This is a genomic window from Arthrobacter sp. 01L42 (genome assembly GCF_056400005.1).
In genome coordinates, this window is the sequence record NZ_JBFTSL010000031.1 from 1 (window position 1) to 15,977 (window position 15,977).

Genomic DNA, 15,977 nt, shown 5'->3' on the forward strand with positions numbered 1-15,977 from the left:
AAATAGGCGGCCACGGCGAGCTCGCGCCCGTTCAGGGTCGCGTCCCCGATCCCGGTCACGCCGTCCTCGGTGGTGATCCGCAGGGTCACGAAGTTCCGGGAGGGGCTGGTGACGAACACTTCAGCGGCAATGATTTTCACAACAGGTCCAGGCTTTCTTGGTCGGTGAATGTCGGGCGCGCCGGATAGCCGCCAGTGTGGTTCAGCACGGGTGGTTCAGCGCGGGGGGCTTAGCGCTGGGTGGTTCCGCCCGGCGTGGTCCCGAGCAGTGCCAGCTCCGCACGCCCGGGCAGGCCTTCCCAGTCCCCTGCGGTGCTGACGGCGAAGGCTCCCGCCAGGGCGCCGCGCTGCAGGCGGCCGGCGACGTCGGCGCCGTCGAGCAGGGCGGACAGGTAGCCGGCGGTGAAGGCATCCCCGGCGCCCACGGTATCGATGCTGGTCACAGGCACGGCGGGCACTTCCCATCGCCCGTCGGCGGTGTGGACACCGGCGCCGGCGGCGCCGCGCTTGACCACGACTTCGCGGACGCCGCGCTCCAGCAGTTCGGCGGCCATGGCTGTTTCGGCGGCATCTGCATCTGTATCGGCATCGCCGGGGTGCGGTGATCCCTCCGGGCCAGCTCCCCCCGGGGCAGCGACCAGCCCGAGCTCATCGTCGGAGGCGATCACGATGCTGGCGTGCCGGGCGAGCGGCGAGAGCGCGGCGCGGGCCTCCTCCCGGGTCCAGAGCTTGCTGCGGTAATTGACGTCGAGGGAGACCTCCATGCCTTCGGCGGCGGCGCGCTCGGCCGCGTACTCCACGGCCTTGCGGGCGTCGGGGCTGAGGGCGGCGGTGATGCCGGTCAGGTGCAGGATCCGGGCCCCGGCCGCCAGGGCACGGTCCAGGTCCTCCCGGCCGAGGGTGGACCCGGCGGATCCGGCGCGGTAGTAGAAGGCCCGGGTGACATCCGCGGTGCGCTGTTCAAGGAACATCACCCCGGTGTTCCTTGCCGCGTCAATCCGGTGCCGCAGCCCGATCCCCTCGGCGCGCAGCTGCCGCAGAATGTACTCCCCGTGCGGGTCGGCGCCGACAACCCCGGCCCAGGTGACGCTGTGCCCGAGCCGGGCGACCCCGACGGCCACGTTCGATTCGGCCCCGGCCACGTGCATGCCGAGGCTGCCGCCGGCGGACAGCGGGCCGGTAGACCGCAGCGAGACCATGGACTCGCCAAACGTCAGCAGGTCGACGCCCTCCCCAGCCAGAGCCGGGCCGACGGCGGCCATCACCGCAGGCTCTCCGCGCGGGGGCGGCCGAACCCGGCGGCCAGGGTCACGAAACCGCGGGCCCGCTCCCGCATCGGGGCGAGGTCGCCGCCGGAGCCGGCATCGCCGAACAGCGGTCCGCCGAGCCCCACGGCAATGGCGCCGGCTTCCCAGTAGCCCTCGGCTTCATCCAGCCCGACGCCGCCGACGGCGATGAACGGGATCCCGGGGAACGGGTCGCGGAGCGCCTTGAGGTAGCCCGGACCGCCGATGGAAGCGGGGAAGAGCTTGACGGCCGTGGCGCCGCGGTTCATGGCTTCGTGGGCTTCGCTGGGTGTCAGCGCACCGGCGAGCACAGGCAGTGCCAGCCGGGCCGACTCGGCAATCGACTCTGCCAGCGACGGGGTCACCATGAACTGGCCGCCCGCCTCGGCGACGCGGGCAACGTCCCGGGCCGTCAGCACCGTTCCGGCACCGACGAAGCAGCCCGCGGGGGCGGCCGCGCGGACTTCCCGGATGGCTTCAAGGGCCCGCGGCGTGGTGAGCGCTATTTCGACATACCGGAAGCCCTCCTCCATCGCCGCGAGGGCTGCCTTCGCGGCGGCCGCGCCGTCCGTGCCGCGCACAATGGCCACCAGCCGGCTTTCCTGGATCCCGGCCAGCAGCAGTTCGGGCGTCAGGGTGTTCTCCATGTCAGGCTTCTCCTTCGGGGCAAATACGTCAGGGCGAATACGCCGGGGCAACAGGTCCGGTCCCAGCGTTCCGGCGTTCACCACTCGGCGAAGGCGCCGTCGGGGTGCCGCCAGACGGGACCGCGCCAGGCATGCCCGCGCTTGTCCGCGGCACGGACCACGGCCTCGTCAATCTCGATGCCCAGGCCCGGGCCGGTGAGCCGTTCAATGTGGCCGTCCACGAACTTCAGCGGGGACTTGTCCACCACGTAGTCCAGGACTTCGGCGCCCTGGTTGTAGTGGATGCCGATGCTTTGCTCCTGGATCAGGAAGTTGGGCGTCGCGAAGCCCACCTGCAGGCAGGCGGCGAGCGCCAGCGGGCCCAGCGGGCAATGAGGGGCGAGCTGGACCTCGTAGATTTCGGCGAGCGAGGCGATTTTGCGGACCTCGGTGATGCCGCCGGCGTGGGAGAGGTCCGGCTGGGCAACGGCGATGCCGGCCTGTAGCGCGGGCAGGAATTCCTGCCGGCTGTAGAGCCGCTCACCGGTGGAGACCGGCGTCGTCGTGGAGGATGTGAACTCGCGCAGCAGGTGCGTGTTTTCCGGGACCACCGGCTCTTCGAGGAAGAAGGGCCGGTACGGTTCCAGCAGCGGCGCCACCCGGCGGGCGTTGGCGAGGCTGAAGCGGCCGTGGAAGTCCACGGCGACGTCGCGGTGGTCGCCGAGGACCTCGCGTGCGGCGGCGACGCGGCGGACGACGCCGTCGAGCTCGGCCACGGAGGCGATGGGGCTCATCCGGCCGCTGGCGTTCATCTTGACCGCCGTCAGGCCGACCTCCAGCTGCGCGCTGATCTGGTCCGCCACCTCGTTGGGCTCATCCCCGCCCACCCAGCCGTACATCCGGATCCGGTCCCGGACGTGGCCGCCGAGCAGCTGGTGCACGGGCGTGTTGAAGTGCTTGCCGGCGATGTCCCAGAGGGCCTGGTCCAGGCCGGACACGGCGCTGGCCAGGATGGGCCCGCCGCGGTAGAAGGACCCTTTGGTCATGACCTGCCAGTGGTCCTCGATCCGAAGCGCGTCGTTGCCGATGAGCAGCTCGGAGAGCTGGTCGACGGCGGTGCGCACGGTTTCGCTGCGGCCTTCGCAGCTCGCCTCGCCCCAGCCGACGATCCCGCTGTCCGTCTCGATCCGGACGAAGAGCCAGCGCGGAGCGACGAGGAACGTTTCAATCCTGCTGATGAGTGTCATCTGTTGCCTAGCCCTTGGTCGCGCCGGCGGTCATGCCGGAGACGATGTACTTCTGCGTGAAGAGCGCAATGATCATGATCGGAATGGTGACCACGGTGGCGGCCGCCATGAGTCCGCCCCAGTCGATACTGGCGTAGGAGACGAAGTCGAAGATCGCGACCGGCAGGGTCTTGGTCTTGGAGCCGGAGAGCACCAGGGCGAACATGAAGTTGTTCCACGAGAAGATGAAGGACAGGATGCCGGCGGTGGCCATGCCGGCGACGGAGAGCGGCAGGGTGATGCGGCGGAAGGCGCCGATCGGGGTGAGGCCGTCCACCTGGGCCGACTCCTCCAGCTCCAGCGGCAGGGAATCGAAGTAGCTCATCATGATGTACACGATCAGCGGCAGCGCGACGAACATGTGGCTGAGGATCAGCACCTCGAAGCCGCCCACCATCTTCAGGTTGGAGAAGACGTAGTACCAGGGCACCAGCAGGGAGACGCCGGGGATGACGCGGGCCATCAGGACCACAAGGGCCGAGCGGTGCATCGTGAACCGGCTCATGGCGTAGGCGGCGGGCACGCCCAGGACCAGCGACAGGGCAGTGGAGACGAAGGCCACCCAGAAGCTGTTGAAGATGAAGACGAAGTAGTTGTTCCGCTGCAGCACATTGGCGTAGTTCTCGAACGTGGGGGTGAACAGGAACGACTTGCCGGTGTCGTAGATGTCCACGTTGGTCTTGAGGGATGCCAGCAGCATCCAGAACAGCGGGGCGATCAGGAACAGCACCACGGCCACCAATGCCGCCACGCGGAACACTTTGTACGCGCGGGTGCCCAGCGTCTTCCGGGGGCGCGGCGCCGGTGTGGGCCGGGCGGGGTCTGCGGTCCGGGGTTCGGTGTTTTCTGTGTTTTCTGTCAGTACGGTCATTTGCTTACCGCTTTCTTGCGCATGGTCAGCAGCCACATGGAGCCGATGATGATCATGAAGAACAGGATCAGCACCGCGGAGGAGAGCCCGTACTGGTTGTAGTCGAAGCTCAGCCCGTAGGCGTAGACGTTGAGCGTTTCCACTTCGTGGAAGGACCCGCCGCCCTTGCCCTTGGTGGCGTAGAGGATGTCGAAGGTCTTCAAGGCGTCGATGCCCCGGAGCAGGATGGCGACGATCACGGTCGGCATCATGAGGGGCAGCGTGATGAAGAAAAAGCGCTGGAAGGCGTTGGCGCCGTCCATCCGGGCCGCCTCGTCGGGTTCCTCGGAGAGCGAGGTCAGTCCGGCCAGGAGGATCAGGACCACCATGGGGGTCCACTGCCACACGTCCATGAAGATGGTGGTGCCGAGCGCCGTGTCCTGGCCGGAGAGCCAGGGCTGGGCGGGAATCCCGACCATGCCGAGCAGCTGGTTGACGAAGCCGATGTTGGGATCGAAGATCAGCCGCCACATCATGCCGACGGCCACGGGAGTGGCGACGAGCGGGAGCAGGATGGCCACGCGGACCCATTTTTCGCCGCGGAACGGGCGCCACAGCAGCAGCGCAATGCACATGCCGAGGACCACTTCGCAGACAAGGGCAACGCCGGTGAAGCTCAGCGTGCGGCCGACGGCGGGCCAGAAGCGTTCGACGTCGGAGAGGACCGTGAGGTAGTTCTGCACGCCGACAAAATCGGAGGCCGCCCGGACCGAGCCCTGCGAATCGGTCAGGCTCAGGTACAGGGTCCAGCCGAGGGGGAAAACGATCAGGACGCCGACGAAGATCATGGCGGGGGCAGCGAAGAGCCATTTGCGGTGCCGGTTGGCCCAGCCGGAGAAGTTCTCGCGTGCACCGGGGGTGCGGGCGCCCTTGCGGCCGGACGGCGGCTGGGTCTGGGCGCTGCGGGGAGTGGTCAATACAGACATGGTTCACCTAAGGAGTTGGGGGTGAAGTGAAAAGCTGGCCGCGGCGGGACGGCATCGGACCGCCGTCCCGCCGGGCTGTTTGGTGCCCAGGCGCAGTGCTCAGGCGCGAAGCCTGGCTGGCGCGCCGGGGGCGCTACTTCTTTTCGCTGTCCAGGAACTTCTGGAAGGCGTCGTGCGCCGTGTCGGCTGCGGCGGACGAGTCAGAGCCGGTGATAGTGGCGACGATCGGGCCGCCCACGATTTCGCGGGCCTTGCCTACGGTGACAACCTCGGGACGGTCGTGCCCGACGCCGTTCTTGGCGCTGGCGGAGATGGCCTCGGCGAGGTCCTTCGGGTAGGTGGAGGTGCCGGCCTGGTCTGCCCAGACCGAGGCGCGGGGTCCGGGGACTCCGGCCTTCTGTGCCTCGAGGGTGCGTTCCTTGCTGGTGGCCCACTGGATGAACTTCCAGGCGTTGTCCTGGTTGCTGGATGCCTGGTTGATGGCGAGGCCCCAGGACGGGATGTTGTACGGCTTGGAGCCGGCGGGGCCGGCGGGCAGTGCTGCGAAGCCGACGGTGTCGGCGACCTTGGACTTGGCCGGGTCGGTGGCGTTCTTGTAGAGCGAGTCGGCCTCCGTGTAGAAGGCGGCCTTGCCCTGGGTGAAGATCGCCATTGCCTCGGGCCAGCTCATGTCGGTGCTGACGTTGGCGGGGCCGTAGTTCTTGATCAGGCCGCCGTAGAACGCGTAGGCCTTCTTCGCAGCGTCGGAGTTGACGGCGGACTTGCCGCTGGCGTCGGTGAAGTCGCCGCCGAAGCTGTACAGGAAGCTGGAGAACTGGGTGACGGCGGCGGACTTGCCGGTGCGGGCCACGAAGCCGGCCGTGCCCGGGGAGGAAGCCTTGATGGCCTTAGCCGCGGCTTCGAGCTCGTCCATGGTCTTGGGAACCTCCAGGCCGGCGGCCTTCAGCAGGTCCTTGCGGTAGTAGAGGACTTCGCGCTCGGTGATGATCGGGACGCCGACCACCTTGCCGTCAGCGGTGGTGGCCTTGACCGGGCCCTCCTGGTAGTCCTTCCAGTCCCACGCGGCGTCCGAGGAGACCTTGGACGTCAGGTCCGCGAGGTAGCCGTTCTTCGCGAACGCCTTTCCTTCCTGGAGCGGGCGGTACATCATGACGTCGATCTCGTCGCTGCCGGCGTTGAGCTTGACGTTGTACTGGTCCGAGAGCTGGTCTTCGCCCAGCTGGGTCAGTTCGACCTTGAGCCCGCTGGACTTCTCGAATTCCGGAATGGCTGCCTTGATGCCCTCGGTCCAGACATGGTTGGCGAGGGTGACCCGGACGGTGCCGGAGGTCTTGGCGTCGGCGCTGCCGCTGGCCCCGCCGCAGGCAGTCAGGCCCAGGGAAAGGACGGCGGCGACGGCCGCGTACTTCGCAATTGAACGTCGCTTCATTACGACTTCCTTTGGTTTTCAGGGCTGGGCGTCTCTGTCCAGCCGGCTGCAAATGCATCTTTACATCTGCTCTGGAAGTGATCTTAGGTAAATAAAGCAGATTTATACAAGACCTTGAGGGTTCCCAGTATGATTTATTTATGAAAACTCCAAAGGCGGAGCCAACAGCAGACCTGCACGCCGTGCTGCTCCAGAACCTGGGGCTTGCCATCGCCGAAGGGACGCTGGCACCGCACTCGATCCTGCGCCTGGACGAGATTGAGGCCCGGCACAACGTCTCCCGGTCCGTGGTGCGGGAAGCCACCCGCGTGCTGTCCTCCAAGGGGATGCTGGAGTCGCGGCGGCGGCTGGGGACGGTGGTGCAGCCGGAGGAATCGTGGAATGCGTACGACCCGCAGGTAATCCGCTGGCGGCTGGCCTCGTCAAAGCGGCTGGCGCAGCTGCAGGCACTGAACGAGCTCCGCGGGGCAATCGAACCGGCGGCCGCCCGCCTCGCCGCCGGGAGGGCTTCCTGGGATGCCGGGAGCGACCTCGTCTCGCTGGCCGCTCGGCTGTGGGCATCCGGTCAGCGCGGAGACCGGGACGAGTTCCTGCGGCTCGACATCGAATTCCACGCGTCAGTACTCCGGGCCTCCGGCAACGCCATGTTCGCCCAGCTGCATAACCTGGTCACCGAGGTCCTCACCGGGCGCACCCAGCACGGCCTCATGCCGCACTTGCCACACCACGAGGCCCTGCAGCTGCACGTCGATGTGGCCAGCGCCATTCAGCGCGGCGAGGCGGACGCCGCGCACGCCGCCATGAGCAGGATCGTGGAGCAGTCCACGGAGGAAATGGGCGACATCTGGTCCAGCTATCATGCCGGCGGCCCCGCCTCCCCGGAAGGGCAGCACTCCCCCGAATGACAGCGCGGGGTCACCTCCGGCCCATCGCCACCCCCCGGACCGGCGCTACGTGACCCCGCGTTGCCTTGTTAGCCCGTTGCCTTGTTAGCGGCCGCCCTCGAGCTTCCGGCTGCGCTGTTCCTGGGCCATCGGCCCGTACGGATAGACTCCGACGCGCGGCCGGCTGGCCTCGGTCAGCCGCTCCGTCTCCCCCGCGGTGAGCCGCAGATCCGCGGCCGCGAGATTGTCCGCCAGCTGCGCGGTGGTGCGGGCGCCCAGGATCACCGAGGTGACCGCCGGCCGGTCCGCCAGCCAGGCCAGCGCCACCTGGGAAGGGCTCACGCCGTGGCGCCCGGCGGTCTGCTCCACCTCGGCAATCACGTCCCAGGTGCGCGGATCGGCGTTGCGGGCCTCCCAGGCCTCCATCCCCCGTTTCGGGTTTTCGCCCAGACGGGTGGCCCCGGCCGGCGGCTGGTCGCGCTTGTACTTGCCGGACAGCCACCCGCCGCCCAGCGGCGACCATGGCAGCAGACCGATCCCGGCGTCGAGTGCGGCCGGCACAATTTCCGACTCGATCTCACGGACCAGCAGGCTGTACTGCGGCTGCAGCGTCACCGGGGCACTCCAGCCATGGGCCTTCGCCACATGGACCGCCTTGGTCAACTGCCAGCCCAGGAAGTTGGAGAAGCCGTAGTAGGCGATTTTGCCGCTGGTGACGGCGTCGTGCAGGAACCGGAGGGTCTCCTCGAGGGGCGTAACAGGGTCCCACGCGTGCAGCTGGTAGAGATCGATCTGTTCTACGCCGAGCCGGCGCAGCGAGTCATCGAGTGCCCGGACAAGGTGCCGGCGGGAGGTTCCGACGTCGTTGGGGGCCTGGCCCATCGGGAAGCGGCCCTTCGTGGCCACCACCGCCCGGTCCCGGACCTCGGCCCGGTCCGCCAGCCACCGGCCGATGATTTCCTCCGACACCCCCGAGCTGTAGACGTCGGCGGTGTCGATGAAGTTGCCGCCCGCCGCGAAGTAGTCATCCAGGATCGCGCGGGATTGCTCCTCGGTGGCCTCGGCGCCAAAAGTCATGGTGCCCAGCGCATAGTTGGAGACGACGGCGCCGCTGTTGCCCAGGGTGCGGTATTGCATGGAGCTCCTCAAGTTGGGGTCAGTCTTCAGTGGGGGTGGTGCGCAGCGGGTGGTAGGTCCGCCAGGTGTGCTCCGGCGCGTAACCCAGCAGCCGTTTGGCCTTGTCGATCGAGAGCATGGTCTCGTGCTCGGCCAGGTCCTTGACGACTTTGACGTTCGGGAACACCTCGGCAGCCAGGCTGGCGCTGGAGCGGCTCATCACCGTGTCCTCGTTGGCGATGATGAACGCCTCGAACCCGGGCTTGCCGTGCTCCAGGGCTCGGGCCACGGCCTGGGCGCCGTCCCGGCCGTCAATGTAGCCCCAGAGATTCCACTTGCGCGCCCGCGCGTCGTGGTCGAAGGAGGGGAATTCCTCATAGTCCTCCGGGTCCATCACATTGGAGAACCGCAGGCCGGTGATGCTCAGGACCGGGTCCCAGCGGGTCAGCTGGATGGCCATCTGCTCCTCAAGGTGTTTGACCAGGGAGTACGTGCTTTCCGGCCGGGCGGGGTAGTCCTCGTCCACCGGGATGTAGGGAGGGTCGACGTCGAAAGGCAACCCCAGCACCGTCTCACTGGACGCGTAGACGATTTTCTTGATCCCGGCCCGCCGGGCAGCCTGGAACACGTTGTAGGTGGACTGCATGTTGTTCTCGAAGGTGGCGGCATCCGGGGCATGTCCCGGTGCGGGAATCGCGGCCAGGTGCACCACGGCGTCAAAGCCGGCATGGCGGTCCTCCAGGCCGAGGAACACGTCCACCACCTGGCCGTAGTTGCGCAGGTCCACCTCCGTGAAGCCCGGGCCGCGCACACCGGTGCGGTCAAGGTTGGTCACCTCGTGCCCGTCATCGCTGAGCCGCCGCACGACGTTTCGGCCCAGCTTTCCGCTTCCTCCGGTAACAGCAACTTTCATCAGGAACTCCTCGGGTGGCAGGCTCGGCCGACCGTCATGGTCAGGCCGGGGGGCCGGCACCTGCTCCGGTGCCGGCGGTCACCGTTCCACCCTAAGCGGAGGCGGCCACGGTGCCCAGCCCCGCGTGACTTTCGGCCCTAGGCAGTCCCGGGGGCAGGGGCAAGGCTGGGGACCATGAACGGTGATCAGCGCATTGTCGTGGGTGTGGACGGTTCCGAGTTTTCGACGACGGCGCTCCGCCTCGCCGGGCGCATGTCCACCGCTCTGAACATCCCGTTGGAAGTCATCACATGCCTGGGAACTTCCGATTTCTTCCTGGCCTCCCACCTGCCCGAGGACAGAACGCCCACCCTCGATGAGCTGGAGGAGACCGCCGAACGCCTCGTGGACCAGGCACTGGAGCGGGCCTTCGGCGAATCGCGTCCGGAAGGACTTACCCGCTCGGTCAAGTTCGGGGCGCCCGCCAAGGTCCTCGTCGAGGAAAGCCAGCACGCCGAAATGCTCGTGGTGGGCCGGCGCGGCAAGGGCGGCTTCCTCCATCAGGTCATGGGCTCGGTGAGCGCGGCCGTCGCGGCCCACTCCCACTGCCCGGTGGTGGTGGTCGGGCCGGAATCGGACGACCCCAGGGGCCGGACCAGCGCATGAGGTCCCTCGCGTGAGCGGTCAGCACGTCCCCGGCCGGTTGCGCGGACCGCTCGCGGCGCTGGCTGCGGCATCGGCGGGCGCAGCCTACGTCCTGGCCGTCCGGCCGCGGCTCCTGCGCTGGGGGGCTACCACCCAGGAGGCCGCCGGCCCGCTCGCCGGGGACGAGATCGTGCCCGCCCCGCGCATGCAAAGCACCCGCGCGATCACTATTGCGGCCCCGGTGGCAGAGGTCTGGCCGTGGCTTGTCCAGATGGGCGCCGGGCGGGGCGGCTTCTACTCCTACGACTGGCTCGAACGCGGCGCGGGTCTGGGCATCCGGAGTGCGGACCGGATTCTCCCGGAGCTGCAACGCCTGAAAGTTGGCGACGTCGTTCCGCTGTCCCCCGACGGCGGCCTTCCGGTCCGGCTCATCCAGTCCGGGGCGGCGCTGGGGCTGGGCGGAACCATCGATCTGCGCACGGGGAGGATGTCGCCGGCGGGGGTCCGTCCCATCGGGCGCCGGCTGGACGTCGGCTGGACGTTCGTGTTGCGACCTGCTGGGCCCCAGGCCACCAGGCTGCTGTCCCGCACCCGGTACGACTTTTCGCCCCTGGCGGAGGGTCTGGCCCTGCGTGCACTGCTGGAACCGGTGCAGTTCCTGATGGAACGGCGGATGCTCCTGGGGATCCGGTCCAGGGCAGAGGGCCGCCGGCGCTAGGGTCCGCGGGATTCGTGGTCCCTGCACTCCCCGGTTCTGGCCACCTCAGACGCCCGCGGCCCCTCAGACGCCCGCGGCCCGCGCGCCGGCACCGTTCGGGGGCAGCAGGTAGTCGACAAACCAGTCCCGCGCCAGGATGGCCGCCGCCGCGAGCGTGCCCGGCTCTTCAAACAAGTGCGTTGCCCCCTGCACGACGGCGAGCTGGCTGGGACTGCGCATCATCGCCTTCGCCCGGCGGTTCAGTTCCAGGACCTCGTGGTCCAGGCTCCCCACAATCAGGAGCGTGGGCGCCTTGACGGCGGACAACCGCGGGCCGGCGAGGTCGGGGCGGCCGCCGCGGGACACGACAGCCGCGATCCGCGCCGACGGCTCCGACGCCGCCCACAGCGCAGCCCCGGCTCCCGTGCTCGCACCGAAGTACCCCAGAGCGCAGGAGGCCGTGTCCGCCCGGGTGGAAAGCCAGTCCGTGGCCGAGGACAGCCTGCGGGCCAGGAGTTCGATGTCAAAGACGTTGGCGCGGTGGCGCTCCTCCGCCGGCGTCAGCAGGTCCAGCAGCAGCGTGCCGAGACCGGCCTGCTGCAGGACGCCGGCCACGTACCGGTTCCGGGGGCTGTGGCGGCTGCTGCCGCTGCCATGGGCGAACAGCACCACGGCGCTGGCCGGCACCGGAAGGTGCAGCTGGGCCTGGAGCCGCACCGCGCGGGACGGGATTTCCACTTCCTCGTCGACGTCGGCGGCAGTGTCGGCGCGGGTCGCCATCGAGGTCCAGAAGGGCGGCGGTGCGGCCTCGACGCGTTTGGCCGCAAGATCGAGCAGGCGCAGCACCTCGTCGTCGTCAGTCGGCGAGAAGTCCCGGTAGTGGTATCCGACGGCGGTGAACTGGCGCGGCGTGGCCAGGCAGACAACTTCGTCCGGTTCCGTCAGGTCGGCGAGGGTCTCGGCGGGGGCAACCGGAACGGCCAGGATCACGCGGGCCGCACCCTGTTTGCGGGCGACCCGGCAGGCCACGCGGGCGGTGGAGCCGGTGGCGATCCCGTCGTCGACGATCACCGCGATGCGTCCGGTCAGGTCGTGCCGGGTCCGGCCCTTCCGGAACAGGACCACCCGGTTTTCCAGCACGCCGCGTTCGCGTTCTTCAACAGCCTGGAGTTCCGCACCGCTGATCCGCGCATGGGCCAGGACCTCCTCGTCCAGGACTTTGGCGCCGCCTTCACCGATAGCCCCCATGGCGAGCTCGGGCTGGTAGGGAAGCCCAAGTTTCCGCACCACAATCACATCCAGGGGAGCATCCAGGGCGGCGGCGACTTCGAAGGCCACAGGCACGCCGCCGCGCGGCAGGCCAAGGACCACAATGTCCTGGCCACGCAATTCCGCCAGACGCCTGCCGAGCTGCCTGCCGGCGTCGACCCTGTCTTCAAAAATGCTCATGGGCTATGGCTTTCAAGTCGAAGCGTGGGCCATCGGCCATCAGTCGTGTGCTGCTTAAACTGGTGCGCTCCTACGGGTTCCCCTAACCCGAACAGGACCAGGTGGCCGCTGACTCCAACTATCCGCCCGCGCCCGAAACCCTGTGAGGGCCTTTATGCCCGAGTTTGCGTCGGCGGCGCCAGCCCGGGCCACGGTGGACGAGCAGCGGCCTGGCCGCCGGGATGCTGAAGCGGGCGGCCCGGCGGGCGATGCGGTGGGTCTGGCCGCGGTGCCGGAGCGCCGCCGGCTCGCGTGAGACAGGCTGCTGGGCGGCCCGGGAGTAGAACCAGACTTTCGCCATTTCCACCAGCACCAGGTACACCACTGCCATCCCGAGCAGGGCGAGGAAGAACGGCACAGGCAGCGGATCGAAGCCCAGCACGCCGGCCAGGGGCGAGAACGGCAGGTACACCCCGAGGGCCACCACGCCCAGGGAGGCCCCGACCAGGCCAAGCGACGGCCTGCTCCGGAAGAAGGGCACTCGCCGGGTCCTGATGACGAAGATGATCAGCGTCTGCGTCACGATGGACTCGATGAACCAGCCGGCCCGGAATTCGCCCGGAACCGCGTCGAAGACGAAAAGCATGAGGGCGAAGGTCGCGAAGTCGAAGATGGAGCTGATGGGGCCAAACAGGAACATGAAACGCCGGATGAAGCCGATGTCCCAGTGCGATGGGGCCACCAGCTGTTCCTTGTCCACCCGGTCGCCCGGAATGGCCAGCTGGCCGGCATCGTAGAGCAGGTTGTTGAGCAGAATCTGGCCCGGCAGCATGGGCAGGAAACTCAACACCACGGAGGCCGTGGCCGCGCTGAACATGTTGCCGAAGTTGCTGGACGTGCCCATGAGAACGTACTTGATGGTGTTGGCGAAGATCCGCCGGCCTTCCATGACGCCCTCGGCCAACACCCCCAGGTCCTTGTCGAGCAGCACGACGTCGGCGGCGTCCTTGGCGACGTCGGTGGCGCTGTCGACCGAGATGCCGATGTCCGCGGCATGCAGCGCGAGGGCGTCGTTGACGCCGTCGCCCATGAACCCGACGGCGCCGCCGCTTAGCCGCAGCAGCCGGATGATCCGAGCCTTCTGTTCGGGCGACACGCGGGCGAAGATGCTCGCCTCCCGTGCGGCGGCGGCCAGCTCCGGATCGGACATGGCCTCCACGGCGGCGCCGCTGAGCGTCCCGCCGGAGAGCACGCCGAGTTCGTCACAGACCTTTTCGGCGACCCTGGCGTTGTCGCCGGTGGCGATCTTGACCGTAATGCCGAGCGCCTCGAGCTGGTCAAGGGAGGCCCGTGCATTGGCTTTGGGCCGGTCCAGGAAGATGAGGAAACCGGCGAGGATCAGGTCCTTCTCGTCGGGCGGCGTCAGGTCCTCCAGGCCGCCAGCGGGTCGCGTTCCGACAGCCACCACCCGGGATCCGGCGTCGAACTGCTTGTCCAGCATCGCCTGCACGTCCGCCGGCGTGCCCACGCAGAGCGCCAGGACATCTTCCGGCGAGCCCTTTGTGATGATGCGGGCAGGTCCGTTCGCTTCGCGCACCAGCACGCTGGTCCGGCGGCGCTGGTGGTCGAAGTCTATGACGTCCAGCCGTTCGTAGCGCTCCGGCCGGAAGCCCGCCGCGTCGGGTGATTCCCAGAGGGCTGCATCCAGGGGGTTCAGGCCGACCGTGGAGAGCCGCGCCTCGGCGTAGTCGGCCTCTGTCGCCAGCAGTCCGAGCGTGAGCAGCTCGGCGGGCTCGATGCCCGCGCCGACGGGCAGCGCGGTGGTGAAGCTGATCCGGCCCTCGGTCAGCGTCCCGGTCTTGTCCGTGACCAGGATGTCCATGTCGCCCAGGTCCTCGATGCAGACCAGGCGCTTCACCAGGACCTTGCGCCGGGCCAGCTGCCGGGTGCCCGTGGCCAGGCTGGTGCTGACCACCGCGGGCAGCAGCTGCGGCGTGATGCCGACCGCGATCGCCAGGGAGAACAGCAGGGATTCGATCACGGGCCGGTGCAGCAGCAGGTTCGCGACGAAGATGAGCGAGCTCAGTCCGATGGCCACCTGCAGCAGCAGGAAGGAGAACCGCTTGAGGCCCAGCTGGAACTCGGTCTGCGGCTGCCGTTCGCCCAGGCCCAGTGCAATCCGGCCGAATTCCGCCCGGCCTCCGGTGGCTACCACCACTGCCGTGCAGCTGCCGGACTGGAGCACGGTCCCCATGAAGACGCAGCTGGTCAGGTCCGCCAGCGGGGCATCCTGCGGCACGGGCGCAGGATCCTTGGCGACCGGCAGCGATTCCCCGGTCAGGATGCTTTCATCACACAGGAGGTCCTTGGCCGTCAGCACCCGCATGTCCGCCGGAATGATCGCGCCGATCCCCAGGTGGACGACGTCGCCGGGCACCAGCGCGGTGACGTCGATTTCGCCCGGACTTCCGTCGCGGACGACGACGGCGCGGTGCGTGACGCGGGAATGCAAGGCCTCCGCAGCGCGTTCGGCCCGGTATTCGTTGCTGAACCCCAGCCCGACGCTGACCAGCAGGATCACGCCGATGACGATCGCGTTCGTGGCGTCCCCGAGAAACAGTGAAAGCCCGGCGGTGATGAGCAGGAGGAGCAGGATGGGGCTTGCCAGCTGCCGGCCCAGCACCGACCACCCGCTGGCCATGTGGGTCCGCACCGCATTCGGCCCTATTTCCGTCAGGCGCCTGCCCGCTTCGGCACCCGTCAGTCCGTTCCCGCCCGAGCCCAGCTCGGCCAGCACGGCGGCAACAGGCCGGCCCGCGGCGCGGGCGATCGCCAGCGGGGCGGAGGGTAAGTCCTTGACGTCCAGCTCTGGCATACGGAATCCGTTCGCGACATTTCGCCTAAGGCACAGCTTATGCCCAGGACGAACGGTTCAGGAGCCGTCGGGGCCGGAGCCCGTGTGGAACCTGCGTTTCCCGGATGTATATACTCTCCCGGTACGGTTTTGCAGCGAGCCGTTGGATTGTTCTTCGATCCGGCCGCTGCCGTATCCGCCCCTTGCCGCGGTGGGAAGCTCGGCCGGGTCGTCTTGACCTGAGTGAAACGGCACAACAGATAAGTGGTCAGCGAGTCAACCGCAAATTCAATAAACCAGCAGCTGCATGAACTGGTGCTCAGCAGCTCCGACGTCGAGGACTTCCTCGGGGAGCTGGCCCGCGTATCCGCGCGCAGCCTGTCCGAGCCCGGGGACGAGATCCTGTGCGGCATCACGCTTCTTCGGGAAAAGAAGGCGGCCACCGTCGCGAGCAGCAGCCCCGCCGCGCAGGCCATGGACGAAATCCAGTACACCTTCGGTGACGGCCCTTGCATGACGGCTTCCCGGGAACAGGTAACCGTCCACGTTGGGGACCTTGAACTCGATGGCCGTTGGCCGCAGTACGCCGCGGCGGTGCGGGGGCACGGCTTCCGGTCGATCCTGGCGCTGCCGTTCCTGCTGGAAGGCGAGACCCGGGCCGCCCTGAACCTCTATTCGCACCGGCCGGGCCGGTTCGATCACCGCGCCACGGAGCTGGCCCGTGACTTCGTCCACCAGACGTCCATGGCGCTGCGCCTCGCCGTCCGGTTCGCGCACAGCAGCGATACAGCCGCCAACCTCAAGGCCACCCTGGAGACGCGGACCGTGATCGACGTCGCCGTCGGCATCATCATGGCGCAGAACCGCTGCAGCCAGGACGAGGCGTTCGAGCTCCTGAAGTCGGCCTCGAGCGCCCGGAACATCAAGCTCCACGCCGTCGCGGCCGGGGTGGTTGAGTCACTCGGGCAGGGCCCCACCCGGACCCACTTCGACGTCTAA

14 protein-coding genes and 1 pseudogene are annotated in these 15,977 nt (G+C 68.4%); 4 read left to right on the forward strand and 11 right to left on the reverse strand.

Translation table 11 applies throughout. From position 1 onward, the window contains the following. From AC1DN2_RS20310 to AC1DN2_RS20340, 7 genes and pseudogenes are all read right to left on the reverse strand, one after another. Nucleotides 1–140 (reverse strand): annotated as a pseudogene (locus AC1DN2_RS20310) (bifunctional D-altronate/D-mannonate dehydratase); the annotation flags it as partial. Nucleotides 141–229: 89 nt separating this feature from the next. Continuing rightward, a complete protein-coding gene (locus AC1DN2_RS20315) occupies nucleotides 230–1,261 on the reverse strand; it encodes a sugar kinase (RefSeq protein WP_476851729.1) in 1,032 nt (343 codons plus the stop codon). After that, nucleotides 1,261–1,932, reverse strand: coding sequence for a bifunctional 4-hydroxy-2-oxoglutarate aldolase/2-dehydro-3-deoxy-phosphogluconate aldolase (locus tag AC1DN2_RS20320; RefSeq protein WP_476851730.1), 672 nt, complete (start codon nucleotides 1,930–1,932; stop codon nucleotides 1,261–1,263). Before AC1DN2_RS20320 ends, AC1DN2_RS20315 begins: the two co-directional genes overlap by 1 nt. Before the next feature lie 77 nt (nucleotides 1,933–2,009). Continuing rightward, entirely contained in the window at nucleotides 2,010–3,158 is a 1,149-nt protein-coding gene (dgoD, locus tag AC1DN2_RS20325; protein ID WP_056430100.1) for a galactonate dehydratase, read from the reverse strand. Nucleotides 3,159–3,165: 7 nt separating this feature from the next. Then, nucleotides 3,166–4,068 carry a carbohydrate ABC transporter permease gene (locus AC1DN2_RS20330; protein ID WP_476851731.1) on the reverse strand — a complete coding sequence of 301 codons (903 nt, stop codon included), beginning with the start codon at nucleotides 4,066–4,068 and terminating at the stop codon, nucleotides 3,166–3,168. After that, the gene (locus AC1DN2_RS20335; protein WP_476851732.1) at nucleotides 4,065–5,033 is read right to left on the reverse strand and encodes a carbohydrate ABC transporter permease; all 969 of its coding nucleotides are present in this window, start codon (nucleotides 5,031–5,033) and stop codon (nucleotides 4,065–4,067) included. Before AC1DN2_RS20335 ends, AC1DN2_RS20330 begins: the two co-directional genes overlap by 4 nt. A gap of 133 nt (nucleotides 5,034–5,166) precedes the next feature. Beyond that, nucleotides 5,167–6,462: an ABC transporter substrate-binding protein gene (locus tag AC1DN2_RS20340; RefSeq protein ID WP_223913573.1), complete on the reverse strand. Its 1,296-nt coding sequence runs from the start codon at nucleotides 6,460–6,462 to the stop codon at nucleotides 5,167–5,169. Nucleotides 6,463–6,602: 140 nt separating this feature from the next. Between AC1DN2_RS20340 and AC1DN2_RS20345 the strand changes: the two genes are divergently transcribed. Continuing rightward, a complete protein-coding gene (locus AC1DN2_RS20345; RefSeq protein ID WP_476851733.1) occupies nucleotides 6,603–7,367 on the forward strand; it encodes a FadR/GntR family transcriptional regulator in 765 nt (254 codons plus the stop codon). An 84-nt stretch (nucleotides 7,368–7,451) separates the two neighbouring features. Here the strand turns inward: AC1DN2_RS20345 and AC1DN2_RS20350 are convergent, their stop codons facing one another. Continuing rightward, on the reverse strand, nucleotides 7,452–8,483 hold the full coding sequence (locus AC1DN2_RS20350; protein ID WP_476851734.1) for an aldo/keto reductase: 1,032 nt from the start codon (nucleotides 8,481–8,483) through the stop codon (nucleotides 7,452–7,454). Between the two features lie 19 nt (nucleotides 8,484–8,502). Beyond that, on the reverse strand, nucleotides 8,503–9,375 hold the full coding sequence (locus AC1DN2_RS20355; RefSeq protein ID WP_476851735.1) for an NAD-dependent epimerase/dehydratase family protein: 873 nt from the start codon (nucleotides 9,373–9,375) through the stop codon (nucleotides 8,503–8,505). A 174-nt stretch (nucleotides 9,376–9,549) separates the two neighbouring features. On the opposite strand from AC1DN2_RS20355, the gene AC1DN2_RS20360 reads away from it, so the two are divergent. Together AC1DN2_RS20360 and AC1DN2_RS20365 are read left to right on the forward strand one after the other, a co-directional pair. After that, a complete protein-coding gene (locus AC1DN2_RS20360) occupies nucleotides 9,550–10,020 on the forward strand; it encodes a universal stress protein (protein ID WP_223913569.1) in 471 nt (156 codons plus the stop codon). A gap of 10 nt (nucleotides 10,021–10,030) precedes the next feature. Next, entirely contained in the window at nucleotides 10,031–10,717 is a 687-nt protein-coding gene (locus tag AC1DN2_RS20365; RefSeq protein ID WP_476851736.1) for an SRPBCC family protein, read from the forward strand. 63 nt (nucleotides 10,718–10,780) lie between these two features. Here the strand turns inward: AC1DN2_RS20365 and AC1DN2_RS20370 are convergent, their stop codons facing one another. Both AC1DN2_RS20370 and mgtA read right to left on the reverse strand, forming a co-directional pair. Then, the gene (locus AC1DN2_RS20370) at nucleotides 10,781–12,145 is read right to left on the reverse strand and encodes a phosphoribosyltransferase family protein (RefSeq protein ID WP_476851737.1); all 1,365 of its coding nucleotides are present in this window, start codon (nucleotides 12,143–12,145) and stop codon (nucleotides 10,781–10,783) included. A 118-nt stretch (nucleotides 12,146–12,263) separates the two neighbouring features. After that, entirely contained in the window at nucleotides 12,264–14,999 is a 2,736-nt protein-coding gene (gene mgtA, locus AC1DN2_RS20375; protein ID WP_476851738.1) for a magnesium-translocating P-type ATPase, read from the reverse strand. Nucleotides 15,000–15,242: 243 nt separating this feature from the next. On the opposite strand from mgtA, the gene AC1DN2_RS20380 reads away from it, so the two are divergent. Continuing rightward, the gene (locus AC1DN2_RS20380) at nucleotides 15,243–15,977 is read left to right on the forward strand and encodes a GAF and ANTAR domain-containing protein (protein ID WP_476851739.1); all 735 of its coding nucleotides are present in this window, start codon (nucleotides 15,243–15,245) and stop codon (nucleotides 15,975–15,977) included.